The following is a 20,399-nucleotide window of genomic DNA, read 5'->3' as shown; positions in this document are numbered from 1 at the left end:
AGATTTACACAGATTATTATCTAACCTAATGATATATCTGTGTAAATCTGTGAAATCTGTGTTGAATTTTTTAACTATCAATAATCGTGTTTATTTAAAACAAACTGGAATGATTTCTCCTTTTGCTAAACAATATTTTTCTACCAATTCGGGAGCTATTTTATTGGTGTAATCTTCTTCGACAACTGTAAAACCGATGCTTCTTAGTTTATCAAAATAATCTCGGCCATAAATACGCACGTGGTCGTATTGCCCAAAGATTTTTGCACGTTCTTTTTGATCTGTAATTGTGTCGTCTGCAAAGGTTACGTCTCTATTCAAATCTTGTGGAATTTGCAAAATAGCCATTCCGCCAGGTTTTAAAACACGGTACAATTCCTGCATCGCTTTGGTATCATCCGGAATGTGTTCCAATACGTGATTGCAAAGAATAACATCGTATTGATTGTCTTCAAAAGGCAAATTACAGATATCTGCTTTTACATCTGCCAAAGGCGAAAATAAGTCAGTTGTAGTGTAATCCAAATTTTTTTGTTTGCGGAACAATTTATAAAAAGCCTGTTCTGGCGCAAAATGCAATACTTTCTTTGGAGCCGTAAAAAAATCAGTTTGTTCGTTTAAGTACAACCAAAGCAAGCGATGTCTCTCCAACGAAAGTGTACTTGGTGAAAGCACATTGTTGCGTTGTGTTTCGTAGCCGTAAGGCAAGAACGATTTGAAACTTTTCCCGTCAATTGGGTCTGTATATTTATCTCCTTTTAATGAAAAAGCGATAAAAGGACGTGCAACATAACTTAGTCGAATAAGAATGGGACGTGGGATTGTATTGAGTATAAGTTTAAACACAGATTTCACAGATTTTCACAGATTAATTTATAGTATGATTCGTTTGTATTTCAAGCTATCTTCTCCAAAATTTATTAGTAAACCAATTTTGTTTTTTGATGCTGCAAGGTAATTAAGCGTTTGTTTTATTTCACTACTTGAGAGTTCTTGAATTGCTTTTATTTCTAAAATTATTTCTTCAAAAATCACAAAATCTGAAAAATAATGATGAGGCAGAATTATGTCTTTGTATGTAATATTATATTTTTTTTCTCTTTCGAAAGGAATGCTATTTTTCCTAAACTCATATTCTAGTGCATCGCCATAAATTATTTCACTATGACCTTTGCCTAGAATTTTATGGACTTCCATGCAGATTCCAATTATTTTATATGTTTCTTCCTTTAGATAAAATTCTTCCATTTTTAATTCGTAGAAAAGATATTTGGCTTAGTTTTTATTAATTGCAATAATTTATTTAAGCGTTAGAAGATTTTATTTCAATATTATTTTAATCTGTGCAAATTTGTGAAATCTGTGTTTTAAATAACCAAAGGTACTTTTCTAAACTCATCTTCTTCATTGCTCAAGATTCCCAATTCTTTGTAGATATAGGCAAACGTCGATAAAATCTCAGGTTTCCCGTCAATAATGGCTACATCGTGTTCAAAATGTGCAGATGGTTTTCCGTCGGCGGTGGTGATTGTCCAACCGTCTTTGTGTTGTTTGATGTTTTTGGTTCCCAAATTGATCATCGGCTCAATAGCAACAACCATTCCTTCAATCAAAAGTTTTCCACGGCCTTTTTTACCGTAGTTTGGCATTTCGGGATCTTCATGCATTTTTTGCCCTACACCATGACCCACCAATTCTCGAACAACACCATAACCATGAGATTCAGTATATTTTTGGATTGCATTACCAACATCCTCCACACGGTTACCCACACGCAATTCGCGGATTCCTACGTATAGTGATTCTTTGGTTATGCGTAATAATTTTTTAGTTTCTTCAGCCACTTCTCCAATTTCAAAAGAGTAGGCGTGGTCTCCGTGGTAGCCATTTTTGTAAGCACCGCAATCAACCGAAATTACATCGCCGCTTTCCAACGGTTTGTTGTTCGGGATTCCGTGTACAACTTGTGAATTAGGACTCATACACAATGAATTTGGAAAACCATAAAGACCAAGAAAACTTGGGACTGCGCCGTGATCACGAATAAATTCTTCGGCTCTTTGGTCTAGATATAATGTAGTAACTCCTTCTTTTATTTCAGAAGCAATCATTCCTAATGTTTTTGATACGATTAGTGCACTTTCGCGCATTAATTCTATTTCCTCACGGGTTTTTTGAATAATCATATTTTCGAATTTTCAGTCTGCAAAAATACACTTTTAAAATTATTTTTTTTGTATTGGGTTTGTTTTAATTTTTAAGTTTAACCGCAATGCTCGCAAAGGAGGCGTAATGTCTGCAAAGCTTAGCGTTCTGATGGCTATGGGCAATGTGATTAAGTTAAGCTCTTATTATTCTCGCGAAGACGCAAAGACGCAAAGTGTGGGCCCTTTTTCTTTACGTCTTTGCGAGGGTTAGATTTAGAGAAAACCTAGCTAGAAATCCCTTAACCTTAATGATACTGAGCTATGGGGATTGCGGTATTCTTTGTGTACCTTGCGGTTAATTTTCAAAGTTTAGTTGCTTAAATTAGCTAAGAAATCAATTCGTTATATTATGAATGCATCCATAGAAGAAGAAGACAGTAAAAAAGAACAGGATTTGGCTAAAATGAAGAGAAATGCAGGTATTCTTTTGGGATTTGCTGTTGTTCTTTTTGTGTTTGCCAATGTTTATAAGATAAATTGGTTAAAAGCGTTTAGCGAAGCCGCAATGGTGGGTGGAATTGCCGATTGGTTTGCTGTCGTAGCTTTGTTCAGGCATCCGCTTGGAATTCCGATACCGCATACCGCTTTGATTCCGAGTAATAAAGATAAAATAGGGAAGAATCTGGGAAATTTTGTTTCAGATGAGTTTTTGATAAAAGAAAAATTGGAACTGAAAATCGATCAGTTTAATGTAGCTACAAAAGCTTCCAATTGGTTAATTGATGAAAAAAATGCCAACACTGTAGCCATTTTAATTGCAGAAAACGTGATTCCGGGCCTTTTAAAAACGATAGATGATGAAGAAGTTCAGCATTTTATACAGACGCAGTTTAGTGGTAAATTAAGTAAAGTAAATTTCGCAGAATGGATTGCTCTTGGTTTAGAATCATTAGCCAAAAGCGATAAACAAGAAGAATTGGTGACCAATGTTTTGAAAACACTAATTGTTGAATTGCAAAACAATAAACATGTGATTGAAGAAAAAGTAAAAAGTTCTACCCCATTTCTTTCTTTTGGCTTAGCCGATAAAAAGATAACAGAAGGAATTTTTAATGGACTCTATAATTTTCTGGATCAGGCTAGTCATCAAGACAGTATTATTCGAAAAAAAGTAAACAACTATGTGGTGGATTTCATAATCGAGTTGAAAGAATCACCCGAAATGCAACAAAAGGTTAATGATTTGGTTCTTGGCTTTGCTAATAAAAAGGAAGTGCAGGATTATATTAGCGGAATTTGGTTGGAAATTAAAATGGCAATTACTAATGATTTAAAACAAAACGAGGAATCAACAATCAAAAATAGTATTGCCAATATGATTCAGAGTTTTGGAAAAGGAATACAAGCCGATCAATTGATGATGGACAAGATTAATAATTTTGTCAAGAATGACGTGCTTTCTGTGCTCATTAATAACAAAAAAACGATTGGCGACTTGATTTCATCTACTGTTAAAAGTTGGGATACCGATGAGGTTTCCAAAAAATTAGAGCTAGAAATTGGTGGCGATTTGCAATACATTCGAATCAACGGAACACTTGTAGGCGGTTTGGTGGGGCTTTTGATTTATGCTGTTGAATTGGTGTTGCATAATTTTGTATTGTGATTCCGAATTGATTTTCCTGCAAGGTTTTTTTTTAACCTTGTAGGTATTGTATTTGATTTGTAAACCTACAAGGTTAAAAAAACCTTGCAGGATTTAATAATGGCGAAATTGAATTTTTAAGTAAATCAATTCGGATTGGCCATGATTTTATAAAGTTCTGAATTAGACGTATAAAATCTATTTTCTAATGCAATTTGCGAAAGTTGAGCGCTCACTAAACTATTTTCTCTCGAGTTAATAAGGAAGAGAGAACTTTCTCCTAGTGTAAATAATCGCTCTTCGGATGTTAACATAGTTTCATAATCAGTTACCAGTTTGCTAATTAATTTTTGCTGTTTTGTCAGTGACTGAATTTCTGTTTTTTGTGCACTTATTTTGTTTGTTAATTGTACTTTTTCTAAATCTCTCGTAAATTCAGTTTCTTGTATTTTGTATTGTGCTAGTTTCAAACCGCCTCTTTCTTTTCGAAGAAACAAAGGAAAATAAAAATCGACACCTACTTTGTAATTATCAGTACTGTTGGGTTTGGTCGGATTAGGCTGTGCCAAATAGGAATATCCTACATCAATTTTAGGTAAAAGCATGTTGGCTTTCATTTTTTTCTCTACAGTCAATAAATCAATTTTGCTCTGAAGTGCTTCGATTTTCGGATGGTTTATCAACGAAAATTCCTGATTGACCAAATCACTTATATTAAGTGTTTCCTGAATAGTTTGGTCCAGCTTTTTTTCAGGAATAATAATATCTGCCAATTCTAGTGGGATGTTGTTTTCTAACCATAGAAAGTTTGACAATTCTAGTTTTGCTTTTGTTAATTTTAATTTTGAATCTTCGAGCGCCAACAGTCTGTTTTTTACAACAATTCCTGCTTCAACACTGTCAATAGCTGGTTTGTCTCCTTGTTTGATTAAAGATTCAATTCCTTCATAGCGTTTTTGGGCATTGGTGCTGTAATTATCATAAAGCAAATATTCTTCGTAATTTTTCTTCCAATTGAAATACGCTACCGAAGCATCGTACAAAACGGCAATGGCTCCTAGTTTTTGCTCTGCTTGGCTTAATTTGACTTGAATTTTAGCTTTTTGCAAATCGGCCATCCTTTGATTAATCAGTAATCCTTGTCCAAGAGGAACACTAATTCCGAGCGAAGTCAATCCGTTGCTAGGAGTTTTGTTTTGGGGGTCAAGATAATAGCCTTCGTTTTCATCAAATCCTGCTTTTATGTCTATTCCGTACCAAGTTGGGATTTTGAAACTGCTGTTTAGTATCGAATAATATTCAGTGCCTTGAAACTGTTTTTTATTATAATTCAATTCCAATTTTGGATCAAATCCTCCACGCGCCATCATCAAGTTAGCTTGCGCTTTGCTTATTTCTAAGTTGGCATTTTTTACCAATGGATGGTATTTTTTTACAAAACCCAAATACTCATTATAACTCATTTCTTTGAGATTTGGAGGTAATGTAGATTCGGTACTGGTCTGACTATAAATAGTTGTTCCTAATAATGTTAGTAGTAAAAGAAGGTGTTTCATCTCTTAGTTTTTATGATTCTACCAAGAATTGTGTGGGTAAGAAAAGAATAAAGAAAAATTTTTACCATTAAGAAATTAAGAAAAATTAAGTTTTCTAGGACTTAATGAACCTTAATAGCTTAATGGTGCAAAGAAAAATTAAATTTTTAATTTTTAAAACCCATACGATTTAGTGTAGAACTGTTTTTATTAATTTTTAATAGTCAGATAGAACTAGTAAATAACCATTTCTTTGTGCGAAATAGTACATACTTGTTTCATTATTTTTTTTCTTTTGAAGGTTTCTCTTTTCCTTTGTAATAATTAGGAGGAAAACCGTTAAGTGTTCTCCAAAATTCAAACCAAACAGGTACATTGTTTAGTAATGCAATTGTTTGTGCGCCAGATCCTATGCTTAATTGTTTAGGCCATGGAGCCTCGTTTTTGTCTGGAGCAATTAGGATTCTGAATTTTCCATTGTCACTGATAAAGTTTTCTATAGCTACGACTTCACCACCAAAAGTTCCATAAGACATATCCGGCCATCCAGAAAATACAATTGTTGGCCAACCATCAAACCAAACCCTTACTTTTTCACCTCTTCTAATTAAAGGCAAATCAATTGGGTCTACAAAAGATTCTACAGCAATGTCATATTTTGCGGGCATAATTGTAGCAATTGGAGTTCCTTCTTTAATGTTTTCTCCAATTCCAGATTGCAAAGTTCTATTAATGTAACCACTTTGTGGTGCTTTGATATAATACATGCCATTTCGAATGCTGTAATTGGCGTATTGATTCTCTAATTTGCTTACTTGCGCTTCGGTATCGTATTGATTACTCATCGCTGTGTATTGATCACTTTGTGCTTTGGATGTTTTCTCAGAATACTCTGCTGATATTCGGTTGATTTCTACTTCGGCATTGATGAATTCATTTTTACTGGTATAAAATTTATTCTCTTGTGTGATGATTTTAGCTTCGACTTCCTGCAATTTTAAACGTTTTTCTTCCACATCAGACAACGCTTTTAATCCTTCTTTGTTTAATTGTAGGGAACGATTGAATTGGGTATTGGCAATTTTTAATTGTGTTTTTACCGCTTCAAGATCCATACTGTCGCTTTTTATTTTCAAACGCGCTTGTTTTATTTTGTTCTCAGCTTGTTTGAGTTTTAAGCCTTTTTCTCTTTCTATGGCTTGCATTTGTTTTGAAAGTGTTGCTACTTTTGAACCATAAGATTCCAAAGACTGTTTTTTTGCATCTACTTGGTTTTTTGTGTTTTTAACCAAATTCGGATCCATATAATCTTCTTTTATTTCTGAAATAAACAGAATGGTATCGCCTTTTTTTACATAATTCCCCTCTTGAACATACCATTTTTCTATTCGACCCGAAATAACAGATTGAATCGATTGGGGTCTTTGATTTGGTTTTAATGTTGTTACCGCACCAGATCCCGAAATGTTTTGAGTCCAAGGCAAGAAAAGTGCAATAATTCCTAAAATTGAAACGGTAAGAATTATTCTGTTCAAAATTTTATAATGAGGTCTGTTGCTCAAATTCTTCACTGTGGAATACTTTTCTAGAGCCTTATTATTTATTGTGTTTTTGTTGGATATATTTAACATATTCTTATTTTTTAATGTCTGATAGAATTGTTCCTTTTTGCATGGTAATTTCTCGAGTACATTTTGTAAGCCAATGAGGATTTTGTGAGGATACGATTACTGTCCATTTGTTTTTTTCAGAAGTTATAAAGTCAATGATTTCATTGGCAACTTTCACATCCATTTTATCAGTTGGTTCTTCATAAAATAAAATATTTGGTTTGTGAATTATACTTCTTGCTAATAATATTTTTTGAGCATTGGATGAGGAGAGCTCTTTACCTTCTGGGAAAATTTGAGTGTCGAGTCCTTCAGGTAATGTTTTTATAAACCCAGTAAGTTGTACAGCGTCTAATGCCCATTTTAAATCTTCCGTTTTGATGGTTTTGTCATTAAAAGTTATGTTTTCTAGAATTGTTCCTTCAAAAGGGGTTTCTCCTTGTATAATACTACCAATTCTAGAACGGTATTGTTTGATGTCTATTTTTCTAAAAGTGTCATCATTTATATAAAAGTTTCCAGAAGTTGGGTGCAAAAGGCCTGACAGAACTCTAATTAAGGTTGTTTTACCAGAACCATTTTCTCCATCGATTATAATTTTTTCTCCTGTATCTATTTTTAAGTTGATAGAATTTAATATTCCAAAGTTAGTTCCTGGAAATTGAAAATTCATATTTTCGGTTTCAAGACTGATATTGGTATAGCAACTTTTGTTTTCAACAGTGATATCTTCTTCTAATTCCATATCGGTGACTTGTCCAATTTTTTCTACTGCTGTCAATACATCATAAAAGGTTTCTAAACCAAGAATTATTTTTTCAACTGAATTTATTACCAATAAAATAATGATTTCTGCCGCAACAAATTGTCCAATATTCATTTCCTGGCTCAATACAAGATAACCTCCTATAATCAATAAACTGGCTGTGATAATTATTTTAAAAATGATAAGATGACTAAACTGTCTCTTGATGACATTAAAATGATTTTCACGACAGTATAAATAATCTTTTATAATTCCGTTGTTTTTTTCTAAAGCAAAATCATAGTTCAGTTCGTTTCTAAAACTGAAATTATTTCGTGCAATTTCTTGAATCCAACCTGCTGTTTTGTATTTGTTTTTAGAGGTTTTCAGGCTGGTTTTAATTCCTTCACTATATGAAAATTTAAAAATAATAAATAAAAGCACCAATAATAAGAGTCCGAATACTATAAAGAAGGGATGGTATAAAGACAATAATACTACACCAAAAACGATTTGTAATATAGCAGCCGAAAAATCTACTAATAGTTTTGAAGTTCCTTTTTGTATCGTTAATGTGTCAAAAAAGCGGTTGGCTAATTCGGGAGGATATTGGCCATAAAGTTCTCTAAATTCTATTTTTGGCAATCTGGAAGCAAATTCGAAAGACGAACGCACAAACATTTTTTGTTGCAAATTTTCGGTAATACGCAACTGCATTAATGATAATATCCCGACAAGGGCAACTCCTATCACAACTAAAATAACCAAAACAATCCAAGATGCGCTTACTCGACCAGATTGAATAAAGTTGACAATCGCTTGAATGCCCAAAGGAAGGGATAAACTCACTATACCAGCAAAAATAGCATAGAAAAAGATTTGCGAAACGTCTTTTTTGTCTAATTCCAAAAGTCTAAACAGTCTTTTTAATGAAGTCATATTTTTTATTTTTTAAGTATTTTTTCGATTAAATCGAAATAAAAAAGGGTTGGGCTTGTATTTTGATTGCAATCCGTAATAGATTGCATGTGATCTTTTAGATAGTGTTGATGTAAAGCTCCTTCAACAATGCTGGAAGCTAAACTTTTTGCATATAAATATTCTGGTTTTACTTCATTTATAAAAGTGGTTAATCTATTGATGACTCTGATATAAATGGTATAAAAGCCTTCTTTGATTTCCTGATCTACTTCTTTGGTGTGAAAAGTTTTAGTGAACTCTGCAATTATGATTTTGTTTAATATCGATTCGTTAATGTGTAATGTTTTTTGGTCATCTTCTACTTTTTCAGTGACTATCGATATTGCTTTTTTTAATTTCTCCCATGAATCAGAATGATTTGATATGGCAAATACTAATCGATACTCCATCCAGCTCCAATACCATGAAGATAAATATACTAATAATTTGTGTTTGTTTTCGAAATAACGATAGATAGAACTTTCGTTTGAGCCTATTTTTTCTCCTAATTTTTTAAAGGTAAAATCATCAAAGCCTATACAATCAATTAAAATAATACTTTCTTGAATGATTTTCTTGCCTAATATAGAAGTTTCAGGGTCCTTTACATACAGTTTGTCGTTGATTTGGATTTTGATGTTTGAAAGAATTTGATCCATGTTGAAATAATTTATTGCAAATATAATAGTAATACTTTTAATTATGAAATATTAACTTTTATTTGGGTTTTTTGAAATATGAGCGTTGTCATATTTTATTTTCTTCAATTGTTTTACTTTTGTTATAAATATAACATTTTTATGGAAAAATATGTAACTGCTGAAGAAGCCGTAAAAGTTGTGAAATCGGGAGATAGAGTTTACCTGCAAGCCGCTGGTGCAGCTCCAACGATTCTTGCCAATGCCTTAGCCGAGAGGGCTTCAGAATTGCGAAATGTTGAAATTTGTCATCTGCATACGGAAGGTGAAGCACGCTATGCTAATCCAGAATTAGCGGATAGTTTTCATGTGAATTCTTTTTTTATTGGTTCAAATGTTCGTCATACTTTAAAAGCAGGAAATGGTTCCTATACTCCCGTTTTTTTGAGTGAGTTACCTCGTTTGTTTCGAAAAAATGTATTGCCATTGGATGTTGCTTTTATTCATGTATCTCCTCCAGATAGTCATGGATATTGTTCACTTGGGGTTTCTGTTGAAGCTTCGGTAGCTGCGATTGAAAACGCAAAAATTGTTATTGCACAGGTAAATCCTCAAATGCCAAGGACTTTTGGAGATGGAATTCTTCATGTTTCTGAAATAAATTATTTGGTAAATGTAGATGTGCCTATTTATTCTCATGAAGTAGAGCCTTTTACAACCGAAGAGGATAAAATAGGGAATTATATTGCCTCTTTGATTGAAGATCGAAGTACGTTACAAATGGGTATTGGATCGATTCCAAATGCCGCTTTGAGCAAATTGGGTAATCATAAAGATTTAGGCTTACATACCGAAATGTTTTCGGATGGTGTAATCGATTTAATTGAAAGTAATGTGATCAATTGCAATTATAAAGGCTCATTAAGAGGGAAAGTATTGTCGACTTTTGTTCTGGGATCCAAACGTTTGTATGACTTTGTAGATGATAATCCTTTTATCGAATTACGAGAATCTTCTACGGTGAATGATACTGCTCGAATCCGAAAAAACCCCAAAATGATTGCCATCAATTCGGCTATTGAGGTCGATTTAACCGGCCAAGTTTGTGCAGATTCTATTGGGCCAAGAATGTATTCTGGTGTAGGAGGGCAAATGGATTTTATACGTGGAGCTTCCTTAAGTGATGGTGGAAAAGCGATAATTGCTTTGCCGTCAACCACAAAAAATGGTCAAAGTCGTATAGTTCCTTTCTTGAAACAGGGTGCTGGAGTGGTAACTACGAGAGGTCACATTCATTATGTTATTACAGAAAACGGTATTGCCGATTTATATGGAAAAACGTTAAGACAACGTGCTTCAGAAATGGTACGAATTGCACATCCCAATCATCAAGAAAGTGTTGAAAGAGAATATTTTGAATTGCTCAACAAAATGGAATAAAAAAGTGAGCATAAACTAATTTACGCCCACTTTTTTAAATGTTTAAACATAAAAAAAGCGCCAATTGGCGCTTTTTATTTATTATAGTAAAGAATGACAAGTCATTGCAGCTGGTTGCTCGATTCCCATCAAAGCAAGAACAGTTGGAGCAATATCACCTAAAACTCCATCATGAATGGTTTTTAAGTCTTTATCTACCAAAATAATTGGCACTGGATTTGTGGTATGAGCTGTATTTGGAGTACCGTCAGGATTGATCATCGTTTCACAGTTACCATGGTCTGCAATAATAATTGTGGTATAATCATTGGCAAGAGCCGCTTCAACAACTTCTTTCACACATGCATCTACTGCTTCACAAGCTTTTATGGCTGCACTCATAACTCCTGTATGACCTACCATGTCACCATTTGCAAAATTCAAGCAAACAAAATCAACTTCTCCTTTGTTTAATTCAGGAACCAAAGCATCTTTCAATTCATAAGCGCTCATTTCTGGTTGTAAATCGTAAGTTGCTACTTTTGGAGAATTTCTCAAGATTCTGGTTTCGCCTTTAAATGGAGTTTCTTGACCTCCAGAAAAGAAAAAGGTTACGTGAGGGTATTTTTCTGTTTCGGCAATACGAATTTGTTTTTTGTTGGCTTTTTCTAAAACTTCACCCAATGTTTCTGTGATGTTGTCTTTGTTGTAGACCACTTTTACATTTTCATAAGTTTCATCATAATTGGTTAGCGTTACATAGTACAATTTCAATTTGTGCATGTTTTGCTCGTGGAAATCTTTTTGCGAAAGCGCTTCGGTCAATTCACGTCCTCTGTCTGTTCTAAAGTTAAAGAAAATAACCACGTCATCTTCTTTAATAGTTGCAAGAGGTTGGTCTTTTTCATCCACCATAATAATTGGGTGAATAAATTCGTCAGTGACATCATTCTTGTAACTTTCTTTTATGCTGGCTACGGCATCTGTTGAATGAGTTCCTGTTCCATTAACTACCGCATCATAAGCAAGTTTTACTCTTTCCCAGCGCTTATCTCTGTCCATTGCATAATAACGGCCAGTAATTGAAGCTAATTTTACTGTTGTGTTCGCAATATATTCTTCTAAATCTTTTACATATTTTTTTCCCGATTTTGGATCTACATCACGACCGTCTGTAAAAGCATGTACAAACACATTATCCAATCCATAATCTTGTGTAGCATCAATTAAACCTCTCAAGTGTGAAGTATGTGAGTGTACTCCACCATCAGAAAGTAAACCTAAGAAATGTATTTTTTTGTTATTGTTTTTGGCGTATTCGAAAGCATCAAGTAAAACTTGTTCTTTTACTAATGTTTTGTGTTCTACAGCTAGATTGATTTTGGCCAAATCTTGGTAAACAATTCTTCCAGCTCCAAGGTTCATATGTCCTACTTCGCTGTTTCCCATTTGCCCTTCCGGAAGACCAACATGTAAACCATCAGTCCTAAGTTGTGCGCTTGGGTATTTTGTATAGAGACTATTTATAAACGGAACATTTGCATTATCAATTGCAGAAACTTTCGGGTCAGGAGATTTTCCCCAACCGTCTAAAATCATTAAAATTACTTTTTTGTTCATAGCATTAAATTTTTTGTAAAGATAAGGCTTTCGCAAAAAATATAAAGAAGTCAAAACTACTATTATACATAAAAAAGAGAAGTGCAACAAATACTTAAAAATGTGTTGAAAAAAGTCTTTTTTTCTTTATTAAATGCAAAAAAAAATCTTCGAAAACCATGTAGGAATAACAGGGTTTTTTGAAGATATTTTTGTCGTTTAAAAGGATATCTCTTTAAAGAATCGTATTTGTCTTTAGTAATTGATTTTATAATATATTCTTCACTTGATTATAGTCTATAAAATATTTTACACTAATGGATAATACATGACTTAAATCTTTATTGTTGAGTAGGCTAGTATAGTTGTTTCCAAAATCTTTATTGATCAAATTATCATATTTTGCGGCATTGCTTCTGTATAAAAGCGTCAATTGACTGCCTGGAGCAAACCACCAATTGTATGAAACATCAAGATTCCAAGTATTCAGATTTTGGTTTTTATTTTCTGTATAACCATTATAATCGCTCAGTCTACCATTGTTTTCTAATTTTAGAAAGTTTTTATTTTCAGTATACGACCAATAGTATCTGGCAGATAAATCAAAATTCATTTTGCTGTTTAAAGAGTATTTTCCGTTTAGACTATTGGTGTAATTGATTGCATTTCGATTAGCATAAAGTATAGTTTCGGCAGGCAGAGCATCATTATTATCACTACTATCAACATAACCTTTGTTGTTGTTTTGACGGAAAAAGTTGAATTCATAGTTTAACGATAGATGGTCATTGAAACGGTATCTTGGACTTAAATAAAATCCATATGACATTCTTTTGGATTCATTTAATATTGCAATGGAAGGGTTTATGTCAAATGCGAATTTGTTATTGTAATTTGTTGAAATCGAAAGCCAACCTCCCAAACGTGTGGGATCAATGTTGAATCGACCATTCGATCTTGGTTCATAATAGTTATAAGTTTCTACTGGACGATAATTCATTCCAAATCCAATATAATGGTTCTTTTTTGTAGAGGAATTGATATTTAGATTGATTTCATCGGCTTGTACTTTGCCTGTTTCTTTCTGGAATTGAGTGTAAACGTTAATATGAGAATTGAAGGTGTTAAATGTTTTTGTTGGATTTAGAATACGATAACTGGTGTTTCCGTAAAAAGCATAATAATTGGTCTCAAAATTAATTCCTAAGTCATTACTGTCATATTCTTTGGTGACTATATTTGTTCCTACATTATAGCGGTATTTGCCACTGGTTTCTGCAAAATTCAAAGTGGTATTGATTCCGTCTTTTTTGCTTTCTATAATGTTTACAAGACTGTATTCAAAATTTCCGTTTAGATTATAGGTGTTTTTTGCAGTGTTTAAATCCCAAACCAAAGCAGAAACATTACCGTCTCTAAAAGAACCATTTCTAGTTACATTAGTGTTTATTAAAGTCATCGATGAGTTTTTGTGAAAACGTTGATCAAAAACCAATACATTGTAATTGGTTAAAGGTTCTACTAAAACACGCTTTATTTCTTGAGTGTCATTGTTTTTGATAGTAGCGTACGTTTTTTGGGTAATAGCGTTGAGAAAGCCAATTCCCAAACCTCCTTTTGTTCTCCCTGAAACTTTTGTTGCGTTATAGAGATCGACACTTGTGGGATTCTCAATTAGTTCTTCATTTTTTTCTTTCTTTGGATGTAAGGAAGGCGGACCTCCAATTCTTCTGGAATAAAATAGGTTTCCTTTGCTAAATAGATCCGTCCCTTCGGTAAAAAAGGCTCTGTTCTCGTTGAATTGCTGTTCGAATGGACTTAAATTTAATATTCGATCATCGTATTTTGTTTGGCCAAAATCTGGGATCAGCATAGCGTCAAGTGTGAAGGCATCATTTATACCATATTTAATATCTAAACCTCCTTTTAATTCTCCATAAGTTTTTCGGTCAGCATTGGCATAGGTATAAAAAGAAGCATAGGGTAAAAAGAAAAGTCGAGTAGGAGTTTTAATATTTTCAATACCTTCAACAATTCCGTTTTGTTGGGTGAATGTTCCAATTTTTGAATCAATGAAATTCCAAGAATATTTGGCACGATCTCTTCTTATTTCTCTAAAAAAGTTGACACCCCAAGTTTGTTTGGTCTCACTAGAAAAACGTAAAGCAGCATAAGGGATTTTCATTTCGACTATCCAACCAAAATCAGTTAGAATTGCTTTACTCTCCCAAACAGCATCCCATGAATAGTCTTCACCATTAGAATCGGTTGCTAAACAATCTGCTTGTCCGTCTGCGGCATTTACAAAAAACTGAAAATTTTGTTGCCCATCATTATAGCCATTCACAAAAACACCAAAAAAATCGGCGGTTCCAAAATCGTCTCTTTTGCTAATTTCCTTTAATATCTTATTGGGTTCATTGTCGTAAAGTAAAGCTCCAATGTAAATGGCTTCGTTGTCATAGAGTACACGAACTTCTGTTCTTTTGTTTTCTTCCACTTTTTTACCATTGTCGGGTTGAAACATAACAAAGTCTGTAGCAATTGGTACAGATTGCCAAATGGCTTCATCTAACTTTCCGTCTAAAGTGATTTTTTCGGAAATGAATCTTGTTTGTAATGATTTTTTTTGTCCGTATCCTAAAGCAAAAAACAAAAGAAAAAAAACGAAATACTTATTTTTCATAAAAACGATAGTTTGTTTAATCAAAGTTTTTAATTCTCTTATTTCAGTTTCGAAATACGAGAATTAAAAATTGTTTCAATCAATAGACTATCGAATTGTTGCAATGTTACAGTTTATGAGAAAAAGATTAAAATTTATTTTTTACCACATTGTAATCAATATAGTAGCGAATACTTACAGAGATAATGTTTGTCAAATTACTGTTGAAAATATTTTTTAAATTGGAGGAGAGGTCTTTTTCTACTTGACGAGTGTCTTCTAAACCATAGTTGCGGTATAAAATATACATTTGACTTCCAGGAGCAAACCACCAAGAATAGGATAAATCCAAGTTCCAGGAATTGTAATTCCTATTTTTATTAAGGTTATAAGAGGGATTTGGGGTAAGATAACCGTTCTCTTGAAGCGTGAAAAACTCATGGTTTTCAGCATAAGACCAATAATAACGGACATCAAGATTAAGTGCCATTCTATTGGTTAAAGCAAATTTTCCGGTAAGGGTATTTTGTAGTGTTTCTCGATTTCTTTCGGCAAATACAATGCCATTAGAATCGCTTCCTACTCTGCCTCTATCATTTCTTTTGGTTAAATAATCAAAAGCATATTCTAGTGAGAATTGATTGTTGAATCTGTATTTTGGATTGATATAAATACCATAAGTTTGTCTGTTTTCTTCATCATATTGCGCTGTCGAAACTGTTGCGTCTACTGTTAAAGGGTGATTTCTGTTTAATTCAAATCCAAAATACGAAGTCAATCTTTTTGGAATATAAACATATCTTCCGCTAGCCAATGGTTGATAAAAATCAAAAGTTTCTTTTGGAGCGTATAAAACGGAAAATTCATAATAGGTGTTGTTTTTTGATTTGGCTCCTATTGTTGTTTTTAAGAAATTTTCCTGAATTTTTCCAGTTGTATTTTGAATTTCCAGATTGGCTTCTTCAATAATTTTAAAAGTATTGAAAATCGAGGTAGGATTTAGGATTCTATAGCTCGCATTGGCGTATGCTGCATGGTAATTGGTGTAAAATATGATTCCTAAGTCATTGACATCATAGTCTTCGGAAATGTATTTTCCTGAGAATTCATATCGAATTTTTCCACTTGTTTTTTTGAAACCTAAGGAAGTTTTAAACCCGTTATAATCTTCAGTAGTGTTTATAGTGCTGTATTTGAAATCACCATTTAAGTTATAACTGTTTTTTTTAGTGTTTAAATCAAATAAAAGACCAGCAACGTTAGCATCTCTAAAATCTCCATTTCGAGTAGTATTGGTATTTATAAAAGTAACAGATGAATTTTTATTGAATCGTTGATCTAAAACTACTACATTGTAATTGGCTAATGGTTCAATAACTTCTTTTCGAATGTTTTGAGTAACTGTGTCTCTTATTGTAGCAAAGGTTTTTTCGGTTATGGCGTTTAAAAAACCAACTCCCAATCCGTTTTTGGTTCGGCCTGATATTTTTATGGCATTCAGTAAATCAACAGTTCCGGGGTATTTAGTGACTACTTCATTTTTAGCTAGATCTGGATATCCAGTAGGTTCCCCTCCGATTCTTCTGGAATAAAAGAGATTACCTTTTGAAAATAATTCAGTTCCTTCGGTAAAGAATGGTCTGTTTTCGTTCAATTGTTGTTCAAATGGTTCAAGATTTAAGACAATGTTATCGAATTTAGTTTGACCAAAATCAGGTACTAATATTGCATCTAGTGTAAAGGCATCATTAATTCCGTATTTGATGTCTAACCCTCCCTTAAAAGTACTGTCTGATTGGTTGTCATCTTTTTGGTTGTAAAAAGAAGCGTAAGGAATAAAAAATAATCGGGTAGGGGTTTTTATATTTTCTATACCTTCTAAAATTCCATTTTGTGTAAGTTCAGCTCCTATTTTAGTGTCAATTCGGTTCCAAGAATAAATTTGAACATCGCGTTCGATGCTTCTTAGAAAATTGATACCCCAAGTTTGTTTTTTTGTATTTGGGAAACGGATAGCAGCGTATGGAATTTTCATTTCGACAACCCATCCTTGTTCAGTAATGGTTGTTTTGCTGTCCCAAATAGCATCCCAAGAATAATCATTGTAACTTTCAGTCGTAATACAGTCTATTTGTACTCCAGCAGCAGTAACATAAAATCTAAAATCTTGTTGGCCGTCATTAAATCCATTGATGAATACCGAAAAATAATCGGTTACACCAAAACTATCTCTGTTTGTAATTTCTTTTTTTATTTTACTGGGGTTTTCATCATGCATAATGGCAGCGATATATACTGCGTCGTTGTCATAAAGAATTTTCACCTCTGTTTTTTTATTTTCACTAATTGGTTTTCCGTTATCTGGTTGATACATAACAAAATTTGAAGCTGTTTCGGCCGTATTCCATTCTACTTCAGATAACTTTCCATCTACAAAAATCTTGGATGTAATAGACTTCGTATTAAGAGTCTTTTTTTGACCATAAAGCAAGGAGTTACTAAGGAATATAGAAAAAACTAAAATATTTAGAAATTTGGTCATAAAAAACTAGTGATTTGTAACAAAAGTAATATAAATTTTTAAAAAATTGTGTTTTTGAATTTTTTTTTAAAAAAGAAATATCGATAAAAAGTTAAATATTACCGATTAAATGCAAATTTATTTTGATGAGTAGTAATTGTTTGTATATTTGTAATCCCCAAAAGTTGGTTAACGAATAGATATACAATGGTTTACAAAGTTTTATTTGCTTCAATTTATATGTTTTTTTCATATTCATTTAAGGATAATGGTACTAATACATTAAAAACAGCTACAAATAGAAAAGTAGCTTCTAATTTGACTTCAAGTTTAGATACCAAAATTATAGAGGTTTATAAATCTCTAAAAGGGAATCGTTTTGAATTACCTAAATCAGAATGTTTTGCAGAAGCCTTAAAAGGATTTTATGCTTTAAAAGAAAAAGGTTTGGTTAAAAAAGACATTCTTGCAGTAGTAGATTTTAGTTTGTCCTCAAATGCAAAACGTCTTTGGATTATTGATTTAGTAAACAATGAAGTGTTGTTTCAATCTCTAGTGGCACATGGGAGAAATACAGGTGATGAATTTGCCAATAATTTTTCAAATACTCCAGAATCTTTCAAAAGTAGCTTAGGGTTTTATGCAACAGGAGAAGTTTATAAAGGAAAACATGGAGTTTCTCTAAAACTTGATGGTTTGGAGAAAGGGTTAAATGATCAAGCACGCAAAAGAGCTGTTGTAATACATGGCGCTGATTATGTTTCTGAAGCCTTCATAAGAGCACACAACCGATTAGGAAGAAGTCAAGGTTGTCCCGCAGTTCCTGTAGATGTTGCTTCAGATGTTATTGATATGATTAAAGGTGGAGCTTGCTTATTTATTTATCATCCATCATTGAATAAAACAAATAGAATGAAATTAGTTTCGTAATTGTTTGTATAAATCGGCATCAAGTTTGTAGATATCATCTCTAAAAATTAATTCGTCATTTTCACTCCACGCTGTCCAGTACCATTGGTATATGGCATAGCGTTTTTTTATTCCTATAAATAATGTTTCTCTTGTTGCAACAATAGAATCTATTTTTTCTTTAGAATACTGAACTGGATTGTCTAATAATAATTGAGCCAATTCCAATGGTTTTTCTATTCGAACACATCCTGAACTCAAGGAACGATTGTTTCTTTCAAACAAATTACGGTGATTCGTATCGTGTAAATAGACGCTGTGTTTATTTGGAAAATTAATCTTAACGACTCCTAGCGAATTGTAATACCCTGGTTTTTGAATATAGCGATAGCCTCTTGGTCTTTTTTCATTCCAATCTAAAGGGTCTATCTCCTTGTTTTTTGAGTCATAAATACCAATGCCTTTGTTTTTCAAGGTGTTTCTGTTTTTAATCATTTCGGGTAATAAATCTTCTTTCAGGATAGTTGGTGGTACGGTCCAAGTTGGGTTGAAAACGACGGTCTGTAAAATAGAGGTAAGGATTGGAGTTTTTCGATTAATTTTTCCAACAACTATACGTTTATTCATAGTGATTTTTTGCTTTTCTATTACGTTCAAACTATAATTGGGGATATTAATCAAGAGGTAGTTTTCTGCAAAGGATTTAGAAAACCATCTCCAGCGTTCTAGATTGGCTATGATTTGGTTTTTTCTTTCTTCTTTTGTGAAATTAAGAGCAGTTATAGTGCTTTTTCCAATAATGCCATCTGAAATTAAACCATGTCTAGTTTGAAATTTTTTTACAGCCTCAAAAGTATCATCATCATAAGTTGAAGTGATGCTGTCTTTGGCTTTTAAATCTTTCCAATACCTTAATTTTTTTTTGATGTTGATTACTGCTATGTTTTTTTTGTTATGATAAATTTTATCTTCTGTAACTATTAATGGAGTTTGTTCGTCAGGAAATTTATTGATAATTTCTAACGCTTTTATCAGTTTTTGATATGTTAAAGCTTTTGGTTGGCATTTTTCAATTTCATGAATTAAAGAATCTTTTTCTATGGCATTGTTTAAAATAGTTTTAATGTCCAATTCATTAATATGTAAATCCCAGTTGTTGTAAATTTTTCTAGGATTGAGTTTGCCATTATGTAAGTGGGTTAAATATTTTTGAAAATTATAAGTTAGTAATAAGTCATAATTTATTTGTTCTGATTCATCTAGATCAGAGAATTTTTTTTCCAGTTCGGATAGCTTAGTGATGTTATAATCGTCTGGATTTAAACCTTCCGTCTCACAGTTTTTGATGGTTTTGATAATTATTTTTCTGTTGTTTTCAGATTGCCAAACCGTCTCGTTGTCTTTGGAATTATAGAATTCATTTAGTATTTTGCTTTTAAAAGGAGCATATAAAAGTGTGTCAATAGCAAGGATCGATCCTTCTTTATCATTTTTTTTTGAGTCTGTTAATGAGTCAATATTTATGATAGAGTCTTTTTTGCAGCTTACAAAAGCCATAAATATAATAAGGAAGGAAATTTTATTCATTAATTCAGTTTTTATAATTAATCAATGTTGACTTACAAATTTTAAAGTAAAACAGTCGTAACTATATAAGGTGTTTAATTTTTTCAAAAGCATATAAAAGCTATTTGTGAATTAAACAAGAGCAGTTGAGGTTTTGTATGGTGTTTTCACAATACAATAGTAGCTTTTCTTGTTTTATTTATATCTAAAACTACCATTCTCTGATTTTTAATTATTTTTAGAGTACAAAGATGCTATTATTATTTTAGTATACTGAAATATTTCTTGTTAATTTATGCTTTTTAGAAACAGTCAATATGATTTTAGTGGATCTATTGTATTCTTTAAAATGAAATAATAGTATTGGTTTTACTTTTCAAATGATAGCTTACCTTTTAGTAAATGTTTCTAAAGAGGTTGTTTTTTGAATATTTTGTATG

Annotated in this window: 14 protein-coding genes; 3 read left to right on the top strand and 11 right to left on the bottom strand. The window is 32.5% G+C overall.

From position 1 onward, the window contains the following. Nucleotides 1–90 precede the first annotated feature (90 nt). From OYT91_RS10725 to map, 3 genes are all read right to left on the bottom strand, one after another. Nucleotides 91–855, bottom strand: a complete 765-nt coding sequence (locus OYT91_RS10725) for a class I SAM-dependent methyltransferase (protein ID WP_269221784.1) — start codon at nucleotides 853–855, stop codon at nucleotides 91–93. A gap of 18 nt (nucleotides 856–873) precedes the next feature. Then, a complete protein-coding gene (locus tag OYT91_RS10720) occupies nucleotides 874–1,248 on the bottom strand; it encodes a GxxExxY protein (protein ID WP_281237953.1) in 375 nt (124 codons plus the stop codon). Between the two features lie 119 nt (nucleotides 1,249–1,367). Further along, the gene (map, locus tag OYT91_RS10715; RefSeq protein WP_281237952.1) at nucleotides 1,368–2,186 is read right to left on the bottom strand and encodes a type I methionyl aminopeptidase; all 819 of its coding nucleotides are present in this window, start codon (nucleotides 2,184–2,186) and stop codon (nucleotides 1,368–1,370) included. 370 nt (nucleotides 2,187–2,556) lie between these two features. Here map and OYT91_RS10710 point away from each other — a divergent pair, with 370 nt between their 5' ends. Then, nucleotides 2,557–3,813: a DUF445 domain-containing protein gene (locus OYT91_RS10710; RefSeq protein WP_281237951.1), complete on the top strand. Its 1,257-nt coding sequence runs from the start codon at nucleotides 2,557–2,559 to the stop codon at nucleotides 3,811–3,813. A 125-nt stretch (nucleotides 3,814–3,938) separates the two neighbouring features. Here the strand turns inward: OYT91_RS10710 and OYT91_RS10705 are convergent, their stop codons facing one another. The 4 genes from OYT91_RS10705 to OYT91_RS10690 form a co-directional block, all read right to left on the bottom strand. Then, nucleotides 3,939–5,348, bottom strand: coding sequence for a TolC family protein (locus OYT91_RS10705; protein ID WP_281237950.1), 1,410 nt, complete (start codon nucleotides 5,346–5,348; stop codon nucleotides 3,939–3,941). 260 nt (nucleotides 5,349–5,608) lie between these two features. Continuing rightward, complete coding sequence (locus tag OYT91_RS10700) at nucleotides 5,609–6,958, bottom strand: HlyD family secretion protein (RefSeq protein WP_281237949.1); 1,350 nt, start codon at nucleotides 6,956–6,958, stop codon at nucleotides 5,609–5,611. A gap of 4 nt (nucleotides 6,959–6,962) precedes the next feature. Further along, on the bottom strand, nucleotides 6,963–8,621 hold the full coding sequence (locus OYT91_RS10695) for a peptidase domain-containing ABC transporter (protein ID WP_269221791.1): 1,659 nt from the start codon (nucleotides 8,619–8,621) through the stop codon (nucleotides 6,963–6,965). Between the two features lie 5 nt (nucleotides 8,622–8,626). Next, nucleotides 8,627–9,301 (bottom strand): TetR/AcrR family transcriptional regulator, encoded by a 675-nt coding sequence (locus OYT91_RS10690; RefSeq protein WP_281237948.1) that lies wholly within the window; start codon nucleotides 9,299–9,301, stop codon nucleotides 8,627–8,629. A 141-nt stretch (nucleotides 9,302–9,442) separates the two neighbouring features. Here OYT91_RS10690 and OYT91_RS10685 point away from each other — a divergent pair, with 141 nt between their 5' ends. Then, nucleotides 9,443–10,720 carry an acetyl-CoA hydrolase/transferase family protein gene (locus OYT91_RS10685; protein ID WP_281237947.1) on the top strand — a complete coding sequence of 426 codons (1,278 nt, stop codon included), beginning with the start codon at nucleotides 9,443–9,445 and terminating at the stop codon, nucleotides 10,718–10,720. An 81-nt stretch (nucleotides 10,721–10,801) separates the two neighbouring features. Here OYT91_RS10685 and gpmI read toward each other — a convergent pair whose 3' ends face one another. The 3 genes from gpmI to OYT91_RS10670 form a co-directional block, all read right to left on the bottom strand. Next, nucleotides 10,802–12,319: a 2,3-bisphosphoglycerate-independent phosphoglycerate mutase gene (gpmI, locus tag OYT91_RS10680; protein WP_281237946.1), complete on the bottom strand. Its 1,518-nt coding sequence runs from the start codon at nucleotides 12,317–12,319 to the stop codon at nucleotides 10,802–10,804. 247 nt (nucleotides 12,320–12,566) lie between these two features. Next, nucleotides 12,567–14,984, bottom strand: a complete 2,418-nt coding sequence (locus OYT91_RS10675; protein WP_281237945.1) for a DUF5916 domain-containing protein — start codon at nucleotides 14,982–14,984, stop codon at nucleotides 12,567–12,569. 127 nt (nucleotides 14,985–15,111) lie between these two features. Beyond that, nucleotides 15,112–17,505: a DUF5916 domain-containing protein gene (locus tag OYT91_RS10670; RefSeq protein WP_281237944.1), complete on the bottom strand. Its 2,394-nt coding sequence runs from the start codon at nucleotides 17,503–17,505 to the stop codon at nucleotides 15,112–15,114. Between the two features lie 186 nt (nucleotides 17,506–17,691). Here OYT91_RS10670 and OYT91_RS10665 point away from each other — a divergent pair, with 186 nt between their 5' ends. Then, complete coding sequence (locus tag OYT91_RS10665; RefSeq protein WP_269221796.1) at nucleotides 17,692–18,414, top strand: murein L,D-transpeptidase catalytic domain family protein; 723 nt, start codon at nucleotides 17,692–17,694, stop codon at nucleotides 18,412–18,414. Here the strand turns inward: OYT91_RS10665 and OYT91_RS10660 are convergent. Then, nucleotides 18,403–19,980 (bottom strand): L,D-transpeptidase family protein, encoded by a 1,578-nt coding sequence (locus OYT91_RS10660; RefSeq protein ID WP_281237943.1) that lies wholly within the window; start codon nucleotides 19,978–19,980, stop codon nucleotides 18,403–18,405. The two genes, OYT91_RS10665 and OYT91_RS10660, sit on opposite strands and share 12 nt — an antisense overlap. Nucleotides 19,981–20,399: the final 419 nt, after the last annotated feature.

This window comes from Flavobacterium praedii, from assembly GCF_026810365.1.
Lineage (GTDB): Bacteria > Bacteroidota > Bacteroidia > Flavobacteriales > Flavobacteriaceae > Flavobacterium > Flavobacterium praedii.
The sequence above is the reverse complement of the archived record's forward strand: the minus strand, read 5'-3'. Positions and strand labels throughout refer to the sequence as shown.

What these genes read in the sequence shown, in the direction of transcription:
- OYT91_RS10720 (WP_281237953.1), bottom strand. Translation starts at nt 1,248, where the DNA reads ATGGAAGAATTTTATCTAAAGGAAGAAACATATAAAATAATTGGAATC.
- map (WP_281237952.1), bottom strand. Translation starts at nt 2,186, where the DNA reads ATGATTATTCAAAAAACCCGTGAGGAAATAGAATTAATGCGCGAAAGT.
- OYT91_RS10710 (WP_281237951.1), top strand. Translation starts at nt 2,557, where the DNA reads ATGAATGCATCCATAGAAGAAGAAGACAGTAAAAAAGAACAGGATTTG.
- OYT91_RS10705 (WP_281237950.1), bottom strand. Translation starts at nt 5,348, where the DNA reads ATGAAACACCTTCTTTTACTACTAACATTATTAGGAACAACTATTTAT.
- OYT91_RS10700 (WP_281237949.1), bottom strand. Translation starts at nt 6,958, where the DNA reads ATGTTAAATATATCCAACAAAAACACAATAAATAATAAGGCTCTAGAA.
- OYT91_RS10695 (WP_269221791.1), bottom strand. Translation starts at nt 8,621, where the DNA reads ATGACTTCATTAAAAAGACTGTTTAGACTTTTGGAATTAGACAAAAAA.
- OYT91_RS10690 (WP_281237948.1), bottom strand. Translation starts at nt 9,301, where the DNA reads ATGGATCAAATTCTTTCAAACATCAAAATCCAAATCAACGACAAACTG.
- OYT91_RS10685 (WP_281237947.1), top strand. Translation starts at nt 9,443, where the DNA reads ATGGAAAAATATGTAACTGCTGAAGAAGCCGTAAAAGTTGTGAAATCG.
- gpmI (WP_281237946.1), bottom strand. Translation starts at nt 12,319, where the DNA reads ATGAACAAAAAAGTAATTTTAATGATTTTAGACGGTTGGGGAAAATCT.
- OYT91_RS10675 (WP_281237945.1), bottom strand. Translation starts at nt 14,984, where the DNA reads ATGAAAAATAAGTATTTCGTTTTTTTTCTTTTGTTTTTTGCTTTAGGA.
- OYT91_RS10670 (WP_281237944.1), bottom strand. Translation starts at nt 17,505, where the DNA reads ATGACCAAATTTCTAAATATTTTAGTTTTTTCTATATTCCTTAGTAAC.
- OYT91_RS10665 (WP_269221796.1), top strand. Translation starts at nt 17,692, where the DNA reads ATGGTTTACAAAGTTTTATTTGCTTCAATTTATATGTTTTTTTCATAT.
- OYT91_RS10660 (WP_281237943.1), bottom strand. Translation starts at nt 19,980, where the DNA reads ATGAATAAAATTTCCTTCCTTATTATATTTATGGCTTTTGTAAGCTGC.